This window comes from Roseateles sp., from assembly GCF_965262435.1.
Classification (GTDB): Bacteria; Pseudomonadota; Gammaproteobacteria; order Burkholderiales; family Burkholderiaceae_C; genus Paucibacter_A.
In genome coordinates, this window is the sequence record NZ_OZ253537.1 from 3,331,716 (window position 1) to 3,346,886 (window position 15,171).

Consider the following 15,171-nt stretch of genomic DNA (forward strand, 5'->3'; position numbering starts at 1 on the left):
CGCCTCAAGCGGCTGTTTTTGCCGCGCTCTTCCTGCTTTGCATGGCCGGGAATTCGGCGATGATGTGACGCAAATCACACCATGAGCGAGCCCATCCTGCCCTCCTCACGCATCGGCCTGATCCTCACTGGCGGTGGCGCCCGCGCCGCTTATCAGGTCGGGGTGCTGGCTGCCATCGCGCAGCTGCGGCGCGATGCCGGCCTGGGCGGCCACCAGGTGCCCACGCCGTTTCCCATCGTCGCTGGCACCTCGGCCGGTGCCATCAATGCGGCCACGCTGGCCTGCAATGCCGACGATTTCGATGCGGCGGTCGATGGCCTGGTGCACCTGTGGCAAAACCTCCATGTCGACCAGGTCTATGCGGCCGACGCCTTTGGCGTGATCCGCACCGGCGCCCGCTGGATGACCATGATGAGCCTGGGCTGGGCGGTGGCGCGCTGGCGCCGCACCCGGCCCAACAGCTTGCTCGACAACTCGCCGCTGGGCCGCTTGCTGCAGCGCTGGGTGCGCATGGAGCGGCTGGACTCCATGCTGGCCGCGGGTCATATGCAGGCCCTGGCCATCAGCGGCTCCAGCTACACCTCGGGCCAGCACGTCACCTTCTACCAGACCCATCTGCCTTTCGAGCCCTGGTTGCGCTCACAGCGCATTGCCGTCAAGGCGCAGCTGAGCATCGAACATTTGATGGCGTCCTCGGCCATTCCCTTCATCTTCCCCGCCCAACAGCTGGACCTGGACGGCCAACTGGAATGGTTCGGTGATGGTTCCATGCGCCAAAGTGCCCCCATTTCACCGGCCGTGCACCTGGGCGCCGAGCGGGTGCTGGTGATTGGCGCTGGCCGCATGCATGAGCCGCCCGGACGCCGTCAGACTCTGGTCAGCGGCCATCCGAGCATGGCGCAGATCGCCGGCCATGCGCTTTCGAACATCTTTTTGGATGCGCTGGCGGTCGATGTCGAGCGCCTGCAGCGCATCAACAACACCTTGTCCTTGCTGCCGCCCGACGCGCGGCAGGCCACGCCGCTGCGACCGATCGACGTGCTGGTGATCGCGCCCAGCCGGCGCCTGGACGAGCTCGCTGCCGAGCACCAGGGCAGCCTGCCGCCAGCCATCAAGGGCTTGCTGCGCAGCGTCGGTGTGGCCGGCGAAGGCAAGGGCGCCAGCGGCTCGGCGCTGACGAGCTATCTGCTGTTCGAGCCGTCCTTCACCGGCGAGCTGATCAATCTGGGCATGAGTGACACGCTGGCGCGGCGCCTCGAGGTGCAGAATTTCTTCGGCTGGCCGACACAGGCGCCCACTTTTGATCCGGCCGCCATGCGCCGGCGCCAAGCGGGCTTTGCGCAGCAGGCCGATCAGCAGGCTGAGCTGACGAGCGTGGTCTGAGCGCGGCCAGGGCAGAAGCCCGGGCTGGCTACTGCGGTGTTTTTAGCTCATGACGGCGCATGCGCTAACTCCGCGGCCGCTGGAGAGTTCCAGGCTTGACCGGCCACGCGCAGCCCTTGTGTCGAGAGCTTGAGCGCCAGAGCCGGGCCTACGCCGCGGACGCGCTGCCGCAGGTCCTGCCAGCCCTCAAAGGGCTTCTCTCTGCGCGCTTGCAGCATGCGCTCGACCAGTCCCGGGCCTAGACCCGCCAAAGATTCGAGCTGAGCGCGGCTGGCTGTATTCAGCTCCAGCAAGGTGGCTTGTGCGCGCGCACCCGCGGCCAGCAGCAGCACCCAGATCAGCGCTTTCCGCCGGGACAGGGCCACCACGGTTCAGTCCCCGTTCTGCGCCCGCACCATGGCGGCGTAGCTGCCGTCGCGCTCCAGCAGTTTGGCATGGCTGCCCGATTCGCTGACCCGGCCGCCGCTCATGACGTGGATCTGGTCGGCGCTTCGGATGGTGGACAGGCGGTGGGCAATGACGATCAGGGTCTTGCGACCCTGCCACATCTCCAGCGCCTGCTGCACGGCACGTTCGCTCTCGGTGTCCAAAGCCGAGGTGGCCTCGTCAAAAACCCAGATCGGCGCGTCGCGGTAGAGCGCGCGGGCAATCGCCAGGCGCTGCCGCTGGCCGCCCGAGAGCTTGCTGCCATTGGCACCGACCGGCGTCTCCAGCCCTTGCGGCAGTTGCTGGACAAAGTCCCAGAGGTGGGCGGCGCGCAAGGCCTGTTCCAGACGGGCCTCGTCCCGGGGCTGGGCGTAGGCGATGTTCTCGGCCACCGAGGCATCAAAGAGCACGATGTCCTGAGAGACCACCGCAAACTGGCGGCGCAGATTGGCGCGCTTGAGTTCGCTGATGTCCACACCGTCCAGCAAGACCTGACCCTGGTCGGGCGTGCCGAAACCCAGCAGCAAGTGGATGATGGAGCTTTTGCCCGCGCCGGACGAGCCAACCAAGGCCGTGGTCTGGCCAGGTGCGAAATCGAGGTTCAAGCCATCCAGCGCCGGGCGCTCGCTGCCGGGGTACTGCAGACGCACATCGCGCAGCTGCAGCTCGCCGCGGCATTGCTGCAGCTCGCGCTGGCCGCGGTCGGGTTCGGCTGGCATGTCCAGCAGCTCCAGGCAGCCGCGCGCGATCACCAGGGCATTGGTGATGGGCTGGGCCAGATCGCTGAGGTGGCGCAGGCGCGAGGTCAGCAGCAGCAAGGCGGTGACGAAGGCGGCGAACTCACCCACGCCGGTGTTGGCCTGGCGCGCCTGCAACAGGGCCACGCAGATGATCAGGGACAGGCCGACGCTGGCGATCAGCTGCGACAGCGGCTGGCTCAAAGCGCCGGCGGCCACCGCCTTGAGGCTGCTGCGCTGCAGTTCGCGCGCGCGATCGGCAAAGCTCTTGCGCTCATGCTCGACCGCATCGAAGCTGCGCACCACGCGCCAGGCGCGGGTGATGTCGTCGACCTTGTTGACCAGCTGCAGCTGGGCCTCGTAGCTGCGGCTGGACATGGCGCGCACACGCTGGTTGACCTTTTTCACCACCACGGCCATCAGCGGCGTCACCACCATGGCCAGCAGGGTCAGCTGCCAGTTCATATAGAGCAGGGTGCCCAGCATGGCCAGGGCCGGCAGGCCGTCGCGCAGCACGGTGATCAAGGTGTTGCCCAGCAGCGAGAGGATCTGCTGCGGATCGTTGACCACCTTGGTCACCGCCGTGCCCGGCTGCAGGCTGGTGAAGACGCGCGCATCGGCCTTGAGCAAGGCCTCCAGCAGGGCGGCGCGGAAATCCATGACGCTGCGGCTCAGCGTCCAGTGAAACAGGTACTGGCCGAGGAAGCCAAACAGGCCGCGCACCGCGAACAGGCCGATCAGCGTCACCGGCACCCACCAGACGCTGAAGGCATCCCGGGCAAAACCATCGCCGAACACGTACTTGATCAGCTGCGGGATCAGCGGCTCGGTGGCCGCGGCGCCGATATAGGCCAGGATGGTCAGCGCCAAGCCGCCGCGGTAGGGCCGCACGAACTGGCGCAGTCGCTGTGCGATCTCGCGGTCAGCTTGTGGGGCGCGGTCGGTGGCTTCAGCGGGCGGCGTGCTGGGGGAGGGCTCGGGAACAGGCGCGGTCATAGCGTCGGATTGTCGCCGCTGTTCCTATACTGCCGGGCATGACGCAAGCCTCCCGTTCCGCATCCGCCACAAGCCCGAGCTCCCCTTTGGATGCGGGACCCTCGGAGGCGGCAGGCCCTACAACTGCGGGCCTGCGCGTGATGCATTTCGTCACCGGCGGTTTTTCTGGGGCCACCCAGGTTGCGGTGGACTTGGCCCTGGCCGGTCTGGAGCGCTCGGGCATGCCGACATTGCTGGTGCTGCGTCGCAAGCGCAACACCGATGAGGCGCGGGTGCAGGCCCTGCGTGCACGCGGCTTGCAGGTGGAGGTGGTCGCGGGCTGGTCACATCTGGCCACCTTGTGGGCGCTGTGGCGCTTGTGCCGGCAGTGGCAGCCCGATGTGATGCTGGCCCATGGTTTCCCGGAGCATCTGCTGGGGCGCTGGGCCGGATGCTGGGCCGGCGTGCCGAGGCTGGTGCAGGTGGAGCACAACACGCGCGAGCGCTACAGCACCTGGAAGCTCTGGCAGTCACGGTGGCTGGGCGCGCGCACGGCGCGCATCATTGGCGTCTCCGAGGGGGTGAGGCAGCGGCTGCTGGCCCTGGGCGCGCCGGCTGATCGCACGGTGGCGATTCCCAATGGGATCGAGCTCCAGCGTTTTGCCCGGGCCGAAGCGCAGCCCTTCGAGTCGCGCGAGCCCAGCGTGCTGATGTCGGCGCGCTTCTCGCGGCAGAAGGATCACCTGAGCCTGGTGCGGGCTCTGGCCCTGCTGGCCCAGCGTGGTTTGAAGCCGCGCCTGCGCCTGGCCGGTGCGGGCAAAAGCAGCTACCGCGATGCGGTCGAGCGTGAGGTGCGTGCCCTGGGACTTTCAGACCAAGTGGAGTTGCTGGGGCACCATGCCGACATGCCTGGCCTGCTGATGAGTCAACAAATCTTTGTGCTCTCCACGCATTGGGAGGGCATGCCCCTGGCCCTGCTCGAGGGCATGGCGGCCGGCTGCGCCTGTGTGGCGGCCGAGGTGCCGGGGGTGGAAGGCGTGTTGCAGCATGAGCAGACCGGTCTGCTCGTGCCGCATGAATCGCCGCAGGCGCTGGCCGATGCGCTGGAGCGCCTGCTGCGCGATCCGGCGCTGGCGGCGCGGCTGGGCCGCCAGGCCCGGGCCCAGGCGCTGCAAGCCCATGGCTCGGGCCTCATGTTGCAGCGCTATCTGGACTTGATCCGGTCGCTCTGACTGCTTGCGCTTCAGCCGACGGTCTTGCGCGCTTGGCGGCGTTGACGCCGCCGGCTGTTGACCAGGCCTAGCCACATCTTCAGGCGCAAGCGCCAGTGAGCCTGGGTCTTGGCGATCACGCTGTTCAGCTGGTATTTGCTGGTGAAGCGCTGGTCGCCGAGCTGGTAGCGCTCGAGCAAGGCCTGGCCGTCGCGGCGCGGGTCGAGCTCGGGGTTGTTGCGGTACAGGTCGCCGCCCAGCGGTCGCGTGTGCTTGACCGGCGTGGCGTCGAGGATGGCGATGGCGTCATCGCGCCCCTTGCCGGCCAGCGTGGGCCAAACCCAGTCCAGGCCCCAGCCGCTGCGGCTTTCGCCAAAAGTGCTCACGCAGGCGCGCAAGGCCTGGCGCTCAAACAGGGGGGCCATCACCTCCACAAAGCCGACATGGCGCATCACGTGCTCGGGCTTTTGCAGCAGGGTGCTCCAGCTGTAGTACGAGTCGGCCGTCAGGGCCGGTTGGGCCAGGGCCAGGTTGAAGCCGTGGAAGAGGGCGAACATGCGGTTCAGCGTTTCGGTGCTGGCCGAGAGGTCGTCATCAGGGAACCAGAAGGCTTCGTACTGCTGGATCAGCTCGGGGTTCTCGCGCAGCAGGTCGGCAATGCAGGACCATTTCGGGCCACGGCGCATTTCGTAGTGATCGGCGTCTTCCTTGTGGAGATCGGGCTGCTGGCCGTAGTAGCTGATCAAGAGGTCGAAGTCGCGTGCGCCGTCGGCGATCCAGCCGCGGTGCAGGGACGCATCGCCGGCGCGCAGGATGATCAGGTTCTTGCGGCGCAGCGGGGCCGGCTGCAAGGCAGTTTGCAGCGTGCTCATGCGCGGGCCTCCAGCAGGTCTTCGGCCGCCTTCAATGCCGTGGCGACGATCTGGTCCATGTTGTAGTAGCGGTACTGGGCCAGGCGGCCGACAAAGGTGACGCCGGTCTGGGCCTGCGCCAGGGCCTCGTAGCGTTTGAACAAGGCTTCGTTCTCGGGCCGCGGGATGGGGTAGTAGGGGTCGCCCTCGTCGGTCGGGTACTCGCGCACGATGGAGGTGCCGGCATGCTGCTCGCCGCTCAGGTGCTTGAACTCGGTGATGCGGGTGAAATCGTGGTCGTTGGGGTAGTTGACCGTGCCCACCGGCTGGAACTGCGCGGTCTCCGGCAGGTGCTGGTGCTCGAAGCGCAGGCTGCGGTAGGGCAGCGGGCCGTAGCAGTGCTCGAAATAGGCATCGATGGGGCCGGTGTAGACCACATGGGCTTGCGGGTGCAAGAGGCGCTCGTCCTTGAAGTCGCAGCCCAGCTGTACGCGGATGCCAGGGTGGTCCAGCATGCGCTCGAACATGCGGGTGTAGCCCTCGTTGGGCATGAACTGGAAGCTGTCGCTGAAGTAGCGGTCGTCGTCATTGCTGCGCGTGGGGATGCGCGCGGCCACGCCGGCCGAGAGTTCGCTCAGGTCCAGGCCCCATTGCTTGCGCGTGTAGCCGCGGAAGAATTTGTCGCACAGATCGGGGCCCACCGAGTTCAGCACCACATCCTCGCTGGTCTTGATCGGATCGCGCGGTTGGCGCACCTGTTCAAGGTAACCCGCCACTTCGTCCTCGCTCAGCGAGAGGCCGTAGAGCTGGTTGATGGTGCTGCGGTTGATCGGGATGGGCAGCAGCTGTGCGCCCACCTGGGCCAGCACGCGGTGCTCGTAGAAGCGCCAGTCGGTGAAGCGCGAGAGGTACTCGAACACCCGCTTGCTGTTGGTGTGGAAGATGTGGGGGCCGTAGGGGTGGATCAGCACGCCTTGGGCGTCGCGCTGGTCGTAGGCGTTGCCACCGATGTGGGGGCGGCGGTCGATCAGCAGCACGTGGTGGCCGGCTTCGGCCAGCTGGCGGGCGCAGACGGAGCCGGCAAAGCCGGCGCCAACGATCAGGTAGTCGATTTCAGTGCTCATGGTTCTGTGCTTCCGGGTAAGGCCGTGGGGGCAGGGCCGGGGCGTCAATTCAGGGGCGGGTGGGGCAGCGGGGCGAGTGCAAGTGCCGCAGCGGCGCTCAGTGCTGGCGCCAGCTGTGCCAGCTGTAGGCGGCCTTGAGGCAGAACTTGTGCCACTTGATGGCCAGGCTGCCTTCGCCGGCTTTCTGGCCGATGCTGCTTTGCTCGCTGCTCTCGTCCAGGCGGATGGCCGCCGGCATGATGCCGCGCACCTGCAGGCGGTTTTCCCACCAGTAGCGCAGATCCACATCGACCGGTCGGCCGAAGGGCAGGCGCTGCGCCAGCAGCTTGGCCGCGCCGCTGCGGCTGACCACATAGCCGGCCGTCAGGCTGGGAATGCGGCGGTAGTCGACCAGGCTGAAGCCCGGGCACAGCGGAGCTTGAGCGCGCAGCTTCTCGCGCTTGCCGAGGTCGGACCTGCCGATCAGCTTGATCATGTCCCAGCCGGCCGGCAGGGCTTCGATCGCGGTGATGACCTGGGCAAACTCGTCTTTCAAGCGGATATCGTCTTCCAGCACCACCAGGGCTGGCGCGTCGGAGTCCAGCAGCATTTGCCAGCAACGCAGGTGGCTGGCGTAGCAGCCTTTCTCGCCGTTCACCAGAGGCTTGTGAAATTGGCGGGCGTTGAGCTCGGGCGAGTAGAAACGGGCCTGCTCGTCCGCGGGCAGGGCGGTCCAGCGCGTGGCCTCGAAGCGCCGGCCGTCCAGGCCCAGGCGGGCGAACTCGCCCTCCATGCGCTGGCGGCGCTCCTGGTCGCTGTCGAGGTTGATGAAAATGATGGGCAGCATGGTCGAAGGCAGACGAGTCACTCGCGCCAATGCTGGGCGATCCAGGGCGCTGGCCGGGCATGCCGCCAGTTGCCATTGGTGCGGCCTTCCAGTGCATCGGGCGGGTTCATCACGCCATGGAAGATCAGGATGCGGGCATGCTTGGGAATGAAGGGCTCGCGCCAGTAGCTGCTCGGCCAAGCCGGAATGCAGTGGTACTTGTAGCTGGCGCACCAACTGGCGTCCCAGTAGCTGACCTTGCCCTGCTTGTGCAGCACCGCGGTCAGATACGCCTGCTCATTGCGGAAATCGGCCTTGGCTTGCGCCTGGTTCTCGCGGAACTGTTGCAGCACATCGGCGTGCGCGCCCAGCTCGAAACGGTAGACCGAGGAATTGCCGGTGATGCGCCAGGGGCGCTTCCAGTCGTGAATGATCAGGAACTCGCCAGGCACTTCGAAGAAAGGCGTGATGTCGTCGACGATCACCACATCGAGGTCCAGGAACAGGGCCGTGCCCTTGAGCCCGTGCAGATCGGCTTCAAAGGTGGTCAGCTTCTTCCAGCCGCGCTCGGGCTCGCCGTTAGGCAGGGTCAGCTCGGGGATGGGCAGGCACTGCACTTCGGCGCGAATGCCTTCGCTGCGGTCCGTCAGGCAGACGAAGTTGAACTCGCCCTTGAGGTGGCGACGCACCATGGCATAGAGCCGGTTGACGTATTCGGGGCCGTACTTGGTGCCCCATTTCATGCACAGGATGTGGCGCATTCGGGTCTGGTTTCCTTGTGCGTGAGGAAAAATTTGGTTCGCGGCCGTCAGAGTTCTTCGACGTGGCGCGGCGGGTAGGTGTCCCAGTTGAGACAGCCCGGGCATTGCCAGAAGTAGTGCTGGGCTTCAAAGCCGCAGGCGGCGCAGCGGTAGCGCTGCAGGGGCCGACCGGCGCGTTCCAGCGCGGTGTTGACGAGCTGGGCTTCGTCCTCGCTGAGCTGGCTGTGTGCCTGCTGCAGCAGGCCGCGCGCGGCTGAGAGATTGCCTTGTTCGCGCAGGTGTTCCTGCAGGCGCTGGCGCTGGGCCGGGCCGTCGGGGTCCAGCTTGGCGATGGCCGCCAGCAGGTGCATGCCGGGCGCCCGCTGGTACTGGGCGCTCAGCGCCGCCAGCGCGCGTGTGCGCGTGTCCGCCTGGCCCTGGGCCAGGGCCGCGTCGGCGTAGTCCCGCGCCACCAGATTGAAGGCCTCGGGGTTGAGCGTCAGCAGCTCGGCGTAGGCGGCCATGGCGGCTTCGTGCTGGCCGGCGCGGGCCAGCATCTGTCCGCGCAAGACATGGGCACGCGCCGATTGTGGCGACTGCTGGCGTGCCTCGGCGAGCAGACCTGTGGCCTCGTCAAGCTCCTGTCGGGCTTGTGCGGCCAGGGCCAACTCGCAAAGGTAGTGAGCGATGCGGGCCGAGAAGGACGCGGTGCCGCTGCGTTCCAATTCGCGGGCCACCTCGACGGCGCGGCGCCAGTCGCGCGAACGCTCGAACAGCGACAGCAAGGCCAGCTGTGCCTCGTTCTCGTAAGGCGTGCCGCGCAGCTCAAGGTAGGCGGCCTCGGCGCGGTCGAACAGGCCGGCTTTGAAGAAATCCTGTGCCAGGGCCGATTGGGCGCGCTCGCGTTCGGAGCGGGGCAGGTCGCCGCGCTGCAGCAGATGCTGGTGCACGCGCACCGCGCGCTCGTATTCGCCGCGGCGGCGAAACAGATTGCCCAGCGCGAAATGCAGCTCGGTGGTGTCGGGGTCGTTCTGGACCGCCTCGATGAAGGCGTCGATGGCCTTGTCCTGCTGCTCGTTCAGCAAGAGGTTCAGGCCTTTGAAGTAGGCCTTGGGGGCATCGCGCTGCTCGCGCTTCCACTGGCGGGTGTCCAGCTTGGAAGCCAGCCACCCCAAGGCGAAGGCGATCGGCAGGACCAGAAGCAGCCAGCGAAATTCAAATTCCATCGTGCAGGGCAGGGCCGTTCAAGGGGTCGTTGGGGGCGGTGCCGGGTGCTGGGTTGCCGTCGGCCGTGGGGGCGATGCGTTTGGCCACGCGGCGGTGCTTCCACCAGGCCGGCACCATGGCCAGAACGCCCACCGCGCAGCCGAGTCCGAAGGCCAGCAGCACGATGATGACCAGGGGGGCACGCCATTCGTGGCCGAAGAACCAGCGCACCACACCTTCCTGGCTGTTGTTCAGCGCGAAGGCGAAAAGCGTGAAGAAGAGGAAGGCCCGCAGGAGCCAGACAAGGATTCGCATGGAGCCGCGATTCTACGGTGTGGCCGAGGGGCAAACGCCGCAGAAACGCAGGCTGTGTGGCGCCGCGCTCAGTTCAGCGGCCAGCCGCCGCGTAGTCGGCTTCAGCCGTGCTGTTGGCATCGACGGCCTCGCGCAAGGCCTTGCCTGGCTTGAAGTGCGGCACCAGCTTCTCAGGGATCAGCACCTGTTCACCGCTGCGTGGGTTGCGACCCATGCGCGGCGGGCGGCGGTTGACCTGGAAACTGCCGAAGCCGCGGATCTCGATGCGGTGGCCGCGCGCCAGGGCATCGGACATGGCGTCCAGGATGGTCTTGACGGCGAACTCGGTGTCGCGCTGTGTCAGCTGGCCGAAGCGGTCGGCCAGCAGTGCAACGAGGTCGGATCGGGTCATGGGATGCTTGGTCCAGTGGGCTCAGGGGTTCTCATAAAAAAGGCCCGCGCTCCTTGCGGAGGCGGGCCTTTTGGGCATTGAGGCTTTGCGGTCTCAGCCAAGTCGCAGGTATCGCGACTTGGCCTTCGCTAGCCACAAACTCCTTCCGGAGCTTGTGTGCGAGCTCAGCCTTGGTTGTCCAGCTTGGCGCGCAGCAGGGCGCCCAGGCTGGTCGTGCCGGCGTTTTCACGCTCGGACGTGGCCGACAGGCGCTGCATGGCTTCCTGGTTGTCGGCGTTGTCCTTGGCCTTGACCGACAGCTGGATGTTGCGGGTCTTGCGATCCACATTGACGATCAGAGCGGAAACTTCGTCGCCTTCCTTCAGCACATTGCGTGCGTCTTCGACGCGGTCGCGGCTGATTTCGGAAGCGCGCAGATAGCCCAGCACTTCGTCGGCCAGTTCGATCTCGGCGCCACGGGCGTCCACAGTCTTGACCTTGCCGGTCACGATCATGCCGCGGTCATTGACCGTGGTGTAGGTCGTGAACGGGTCGCTGTCCAGCTGCTTGATGCCCAGGGAGATGCGCTCGCGCTCGACGTCCACGGCCAGCACCAGGGCTTCGACTTCCTGGCCCTTCTTGAAGTTGCGCACAGCAGCTTCGCCGGTTTCGTTCCACGACAGGTCGGACAGGTGCACCAGACCGTCGATGCCTTGGGCCAGGCCCACGAACACGCCGAAGTCGGTGATGGACTTGACCGGACCCTTGACGCGGTCGCCGCGCTTGACGGTTTCAGCGAAATCTTCCCAAGGATTGGCCTTGCACTGCTTCATGCCCAGGGAGATGCGACGCTTGTCTTCGTCGATTTCCAGGACCATGACTTCGACTTCGTCACCCAGGGTGACCAGCTTCGAAGGAGCAATGTTCTTGTTGGTCCAGTCCATTTCGGACACGTGCACCAGACCTTCGATGCCCGGCTCGATTTCAACGAACGCGCCGTAGTCAGCGATGTTGGTGATCTTGCCGAACAGGCGGGTGCTGGTCGGGTAGCGGCGAGCAACGCCGAACCACGGATCGTCGCCCAGCTGCTTCAGACCCAGCGAAACGCGGTTCTTCTCAGCATCGAACTTCAGGATCTTGGCGGTCAGTTCCTGACCGACGGTGACCACTTCGCTCGGGTGACGGACACGGCGCCATGCCATGTCGGTGATGTGCAGCAGGCCGTCGATACCGCCCAGGTCCACGAAGGCACCGTATTCGGTGATGTTCTTGACCACGCCTTGAACGATGGCGCCTTCGGCCAAAGTTTCCAGCAGCTTGGCGCGCTCTTCGCCCATCGAAGCTTCGACCACAGCGCGGCGCGACAACACAACGTTGTTGCGCTTGCGGTCCAGCTTGATGACCTTGAACTCCATGGTCTTGCCTTCGTACGGGCTCATGTCCTTGACCGGACGTGTGTCCAGCAGGGAACCCGGCAGGAAGGCGCGGATGCCGTTGACCAGAACGGTCAGGCCGCCCTTGACCTTGCCCGACACGGTACCGGTCACGAAGTCGCCCGACTCCAGTGCGGTTTCCAGCGACAGCCACGAGGCCAGACGCTTGGCCTTGTCGCGCGACAGGATGGTGTCGCCGTAGCCGTTTTCGATGGCGTCGATCGCCACGGAAACGAAGTCGCCGATTTGAACTTCCAGCTCGCCCTGGTCGTTCTTGAATTCTTCGATTGGCACGTAGGCTTCGGACTTCAGGCCTGCGTTCACAACCACAAAGCTGTGCTCAACGCGCACGACTTCGGCCGAGATGACTTCACCGGCGCGCAGGTCGGAGCGCTGCAGCGACTCCTCGAACATGGCGGCAAAAGAGTCGGGAGCGAAGGCTGCGGTTTGGGTTTGGGACATGGTGTTTCCTGTGCCGGCGGGTCAAGGCGTTTGACCGGCGGACGATGGGTGCTGGGCCTTGCGGCTTCGCGGGTTAGGTTGTGGACAAGACCGGTCTCGATGAACTGACGTTCGGAAGGGAAGACCGGCCCGGCTTGGAATTGAGTCGCTTGCAGATCAACGCTGGTCTGAAAACGGCCCCGCTTGGGCCCACCAAGCCAGCACCAGATCCTTTGATTCCTCAATGGACAGGGCTGAGTTGTCGAGCTCGCGCGCATCTGCGGCAGCACTCAGAGGCGATGCCTTGCGGGATTTGTCCTGCAAGTCACGCGCCTCCAAATCTTGACGCAAGCCCGCGATACTAGCCGAAATTCCCTTGGAAATCAATTGCTTGTAGCGCCGCTCGGCCCGAGTCGCGGCGCTGGCGGTCAGGAAAACCTTGAGCGGTGCGTCGGGGAAGATGGCCGTACCCATATCGCGGCCATCGGCCACCAGGCCGGGCAGGCGGCGGTAGTCCAGCTGCAGCTGATGCAGGGCGTGGCGCACCTCGGAATGCGCCGCCACCTTGGAGGCGAGCAGACCGGTGGTTTCCAGGCGCAGGGCTTCGGTGATGTCGTCGTCGCCCAGCAGCACGCGGCCGCGGCTGAAGTGCAGGTCCAGGCGCGCGGCGATGGCGGCCACGGCCTGGCCATCGTCCAGATCGGCGCCGGCGCGCTGGGCGGCCAGGCCGCTGGCGCGGTAGAGCATGCCCGAGTCCAGCACCACATAGCCCAGGGCATGCGCCACCTCATCGGCCAGCGTGCCCTTGCCCGAGGCGGTGGGGCCGTCGATGCAGATGACCGGGATGTCCTTGCTGCGCGCCTTGGCGACGCTGAACAGGGTTTCGAAATAGTCCGGAAACGTCTTGGCCACGCAGTGCGGCTCAAGAATGCGAACCGGCACCGAGGGCGTGGTTTTGCCCGCCACCAGGCCGTTGAAGGCCGCCAGCGAGAAGCACATGGCGACGCGGTGGTCGTCGTAGGTGTGGATGGCGGCGGCCTGCCAGCTCTGCAGTGGGTGCACGCGCAGCCAATCCGGGCCTTCCTCGACTGTGGCGCCTAGCTTGCGCAGCTCGGTCGCCATGGCGGCGATGCGGTCGGTTTCCTTGACCCGCCAGCTGGCGATATTGCGCAGCGTGGTCGGCGAGTCGGCGTAGAGCGCCATCACGGCCAGGGTCATGGCCGCGTCGGGGATGTGGTTGCAATCGAGCTCGATGCCGCGCAGCGGCCAGCTGCCTCGGCGCACCTCCAGCCAGTTGGGGCCAGCTTCCACGCGTGCACCCATGGCTTGTGCTGCTTCGACAAAGCGCACATCGCCTTGCAGCGAGGCACTGCCCACGCCTTCGATGCGCAGCGGCGCTTCGGTGGCCGCCAGCGCTCCCAGGGCCACGAAGTAGGAGGCCGAGGACGCATCGCCCTCGACATGAACTGCGCCGGGCGAGCGGTAGCGGCTGCCAGCGGGAATCGTGAAGCGCTGCCAGCCTTCGCGCTCGACCGCGATGCCAAAGCGCTTGAGCAACTCCAGGGTGATGTGGATGTAGGGCTTGGAGATCAGTTCGCCCAGCACCTCGATGACGATGGGCTGCTGCTGCGCCACCAGGGGCAGGGCCAGCAGCAGGGCGGTCAGGAACTGGCTGGACACATCACCGCGCACCTGCACCGGGGCGCTGAAGTCGAGCAGCGACGGGCCGCTCAGGCGCAGCGGCGGGTAGCCTTCCTGGCCCAGGCATTCAATCTGGCAGCCGCGCGCGCGCAGGGCGTCGACCAGGTCGCCAATCGGGCGCTCGTGCATGCGCGCCACGCCGCTCAATTCGAAGCTGCCGCCTTGCGTGGCGGCCAGCAGTGCCAGGGCGGCTGTCAGCGGCCGCATGGCCGTGCCAGCATTGCCGAGGAAGAGCTGGGCGGCGTCGACCTTCAACTGGCCGCCGATGCCGGTGACTTGCAGCACGCCGTGGTCCGAGGTCTCCAGGCGGCAGCCCAGGGCCTTGAGCGAATCGAGCATGACGGCGGTGTCGTCGCTGTCCAGCAGGTCGTGGACTTCGGTTGTGCCCTCGGACAGACCGGCCAGCAGCAGCACGCGGTTGGAAATGCTTTTGGAGCCCGGCAGGCGCACGGTGCCGGCGGCGCTGCGCAGCGGCGGCAGGTCGAGGAAAGGGATCTTGTACATGGCGGACGGACGAGAAAAGCGGTGGGGCCGCCCGCGACGCGGGCCAGCCGATTACTTGGGCGCTACTTGGGTGAACGCGGCGCAGCCAATTGCCACTGGCTGCGGGCATCCGAGATCAGGCGGATGCGGGCCTCCAGCGCGGCGGCGTCGTCATTCTTGAGCAGTGCCTCCAGCGCGTCGAGCGCCTGACGGAAGCGCTGCGACTGCACCAGCACCTCGGCCTTGTTGGCCATGAGGATGTCGCGCCAGACCGTGGGTTCGCTGGCGGCGATGCGGGTGAAATCGCGGAAGCCTGGGCCAGCCAGGCTGAGGTAGTCGCGGCCGGCCGGTTGGGCCGCCACCGACTGGAAAAAGGCGAATGCCAGCAGATGCGGCAGATGGCTGACGGCGGCAAAGGCTGCGTCGTGGTTCTGCGGCGTCATCTTGAGCACCTGCGCGCCCAGGGCCGACCAGACATCGGTGGCTTTTTGCACCAGGGCCGGTCGGGTTTGCGGCAGCGGCGTCAGGATGACCTGGCAGTCCTGGTACAGGTTGGCGTCGGCGTTCTGCACCCCGCCCGATTCCTTGCCGGTGATCGGGTGGGCCGGCACAAAGGAGTCAATGTGCTTGCCCAAGGCCTGCTGCGCGGCGCTGACCACATCGCATTTGGTCGAGCCCACGTCCATCAACAGGACTTTGGGGTTGATCAGGTGGCGGATGGCCTTGAGCGAGGTCTCGGTGGCCGAGACCGGCACCGCCAGCAACACGATATCAGCGCCAGAGACGGCCAGCAGGGCCGACTCGGCCACCTGGTCGATCACACCCAGGCGCTTGGCCATTTCGGTGGTGGAGGGCGATTTGCTATAGCCCACCACATGCTTGACCAGGCCGGCCTTCTTCATTGCCAGGGCAAACGAGCCGCCCATCAGGCCGCAACCGATCACGCCGAGTTGGTTGAACATGGGTGCTG

At 66.4% G+C, this 15,171-nt stretch carries 14 protein-coding genes; 2 read left to right on the forward strand and 12 right to left on the reverse strand.

From position 1 onward, the window contains the following. The first annotated feature begins 81 nt into the window (after nt 1–81). Entirely contained in the window at nt 82–1,383 is a 1,302-nt protein-coding gene (locus tag ACQY39_RS14400) for a patatin-like phospholipase family protein (RefSeq protein ID WP_428507330.1), read from the forward strand. A 47-nt stretch (nt 1,384–1,430) separates the two neighbouring features. On the opposite strand, the gene ACQY39_RS14405 is transcribed toward ACQY39_RS14400, so the two are convergent. After that, the gene (locus ACQY39_RS14405; RefSeq protein ID WP_428507332.1) at nt 1,431–1,751 is read right to left on the reverse strand and encodes a ComEA family DNA-binding protein; all 321 of its coding nucleotides are present in this window, start codon (nt 1,749–1,751) and stop codon (nt 1,431–1,433) included. A gap of 3 nt (nt 1,752–1,754) precedes the next feature. After that, entirely contained in the window at nt 1,755–3,542 is a 1,788-nt protein-coding gene (gene msbA / locus ACQY39_RS14410; RefSeq protein ID WP_428507334.1) for a lipid A export permease/ATP-binding protein MsbA, read from the reverse strand. Between the two features lie 140 nt (nt 3,543–3,682). On the opposite strand from msbA, the gene ACQY39_RS14415 reads away from it, so the two are divergent. Then, nucleotides 3,683–4,753: a glycosyltransferase gene (locus ACQY39_RS14415; protein ID WP_428507336.1), complete on the forward strand. Its 1,071-nt coding sequence runs from the start codon at nt 3,683–3,685 to the stop codon at nt 4,751–4,753. Between the two features lie 11 nt (nt 4,754–4,764). Here ACQY39_RS14415 and ACQY39_RS14420 read toward each other — a convergent pair whose 3' ends face one another. From ACQY39_RS14420 to ACQY39_RS14465, 10 genes are all read right to left on the reverse strand, one after another. Then, nucleotides 4,765–5,604 carry a DUF707 domain-containing protein gene (locus tag ACQY39_RS14420; protein WP_428507338.1) on the reverse strand — a complete coding sequence of 280 codons (840 nt, stop codon included), beginning with the start codon at nt 5,602–5,604 and terminating at the stop codon, nt 4,765–4,767. After that, nucleotides 5,601–6,707: a UDP-galactopyranose mutase gene (gene glf, locus ACQY39_RS14425; RefSeq protein ID WP_428507340.1), complete on the reverse strand. Its 1,107-nt coding sequence runs from the start codon at nt 6,705–6,707 to the stop codon at nt 5,601–5,603. Before glf ends, ACQY39_RS14420 begins: the two co-directional genes overlap by 4 nt. Nucleotides 6,708–6,804: 97 nt before the next feature. Continuing rightward, a complete protein-coding gene (locus ACQY39_RS14430) occupies nt 6,805–7,533 on the reverse strand; it encodes a glycosyltransferase family 25 protein (RefSeq protein WP_428507342.1) in 729 nt (242 codons plus the stop codon). 17 nt (nt 7,534–7,550) lie between these two features. Then, on the reverse strand, nt 7,551–8,273 hold the full coding sequence (locus ACQY39_RS14435) for a glycosyltransferase (protein ID WP_428507344.1): 723 nt from the start codon (nt 8,271–8,273) through the stop codon (nt 7,551–7,553). 47 nt (nt 8,274–8,320) lie between these two features. After that, the gene (gene lapB, locus ACQY39_RS14440) at nt 8,321–9,478 is read right to left on the reverse strand and encodes a lipopolysaccharide assembly protein LapB (RefSeq protein ID WP_428507346.1); all 1,158 of its coding nucleotides are present in this window, start codon (nt 9,476–9,478) and stop codon (nt 8,321–8,323) included. Further along, nucleotides 9,468–9,773, reverse strand: coding sequence for a LapA family protein (locus ACQY39_RS14445; RefSeq protein WP_263517420.1), 306 nt, complete (start codon nt 9,771–9,773; stop codon nt 9,468–9,470). The genes lapB and ACQY39_RS14445 overlap by 11 nt, the downstream gene beginning before the upstream one ends. A gap of 73 nt (nt 9,774–9,846) precedes the next feature. Next, nucleotides 9,847–10,164: an integration host factor subunit beta gene (locus tag ACQY39_RS14450; RefSeq protein WP_263564466.1), complete on the reverse strand. Its 318-nt coding sequence runs from the start codon at nt 10,162–10,164 to the stop codon at nt 9,847–9,849. A gap of 164 nt (nt 10,165–10,328) precedes the next feature. Next, on the reverse strand, nt 10,329–12,038 hold the full coding sequence (gene rpsA, locus ACQY39_RS14455) for a 30S ribosomal protein S1 (RefSeq protein ID WP_263517418.1): 1,710 nt from the start codon (nt 12,036–12,038) through the stop codon (nt 10,329–10,331). Between the two features lie 156 nt (nt 12,039–12,194). Next, complete coding sequence (locus ACQY39_RS14460) at nt 12,195–14,222, reverse strand: bifunctional 3-phosphoshikimate 1-carboxyvinyltransferase/cytidylate kinase (protein WP_428507349.1); 2,028 nt, start codon at nt 14,220–14,222, stop codon at nt 12,195–12,197. Between the two features lie 62 nt (nt 14,223–14,284). After that, nucleotides 14,285–15,163 carry a prephenate dehydrogenase gene (locus ACQY39_RS14465; RefSeq protein ID WP_428507351.1) on the reverse strand — a complete coding sequence of 293 codons (879 nt, stop codon included), beginning with the start codon at nt 15,161–15,163 and terminating at the stop codon, nt 14,285–14,287. Nucleotides 15,164–15,171 lie beyond the last annotated feature (8 nt).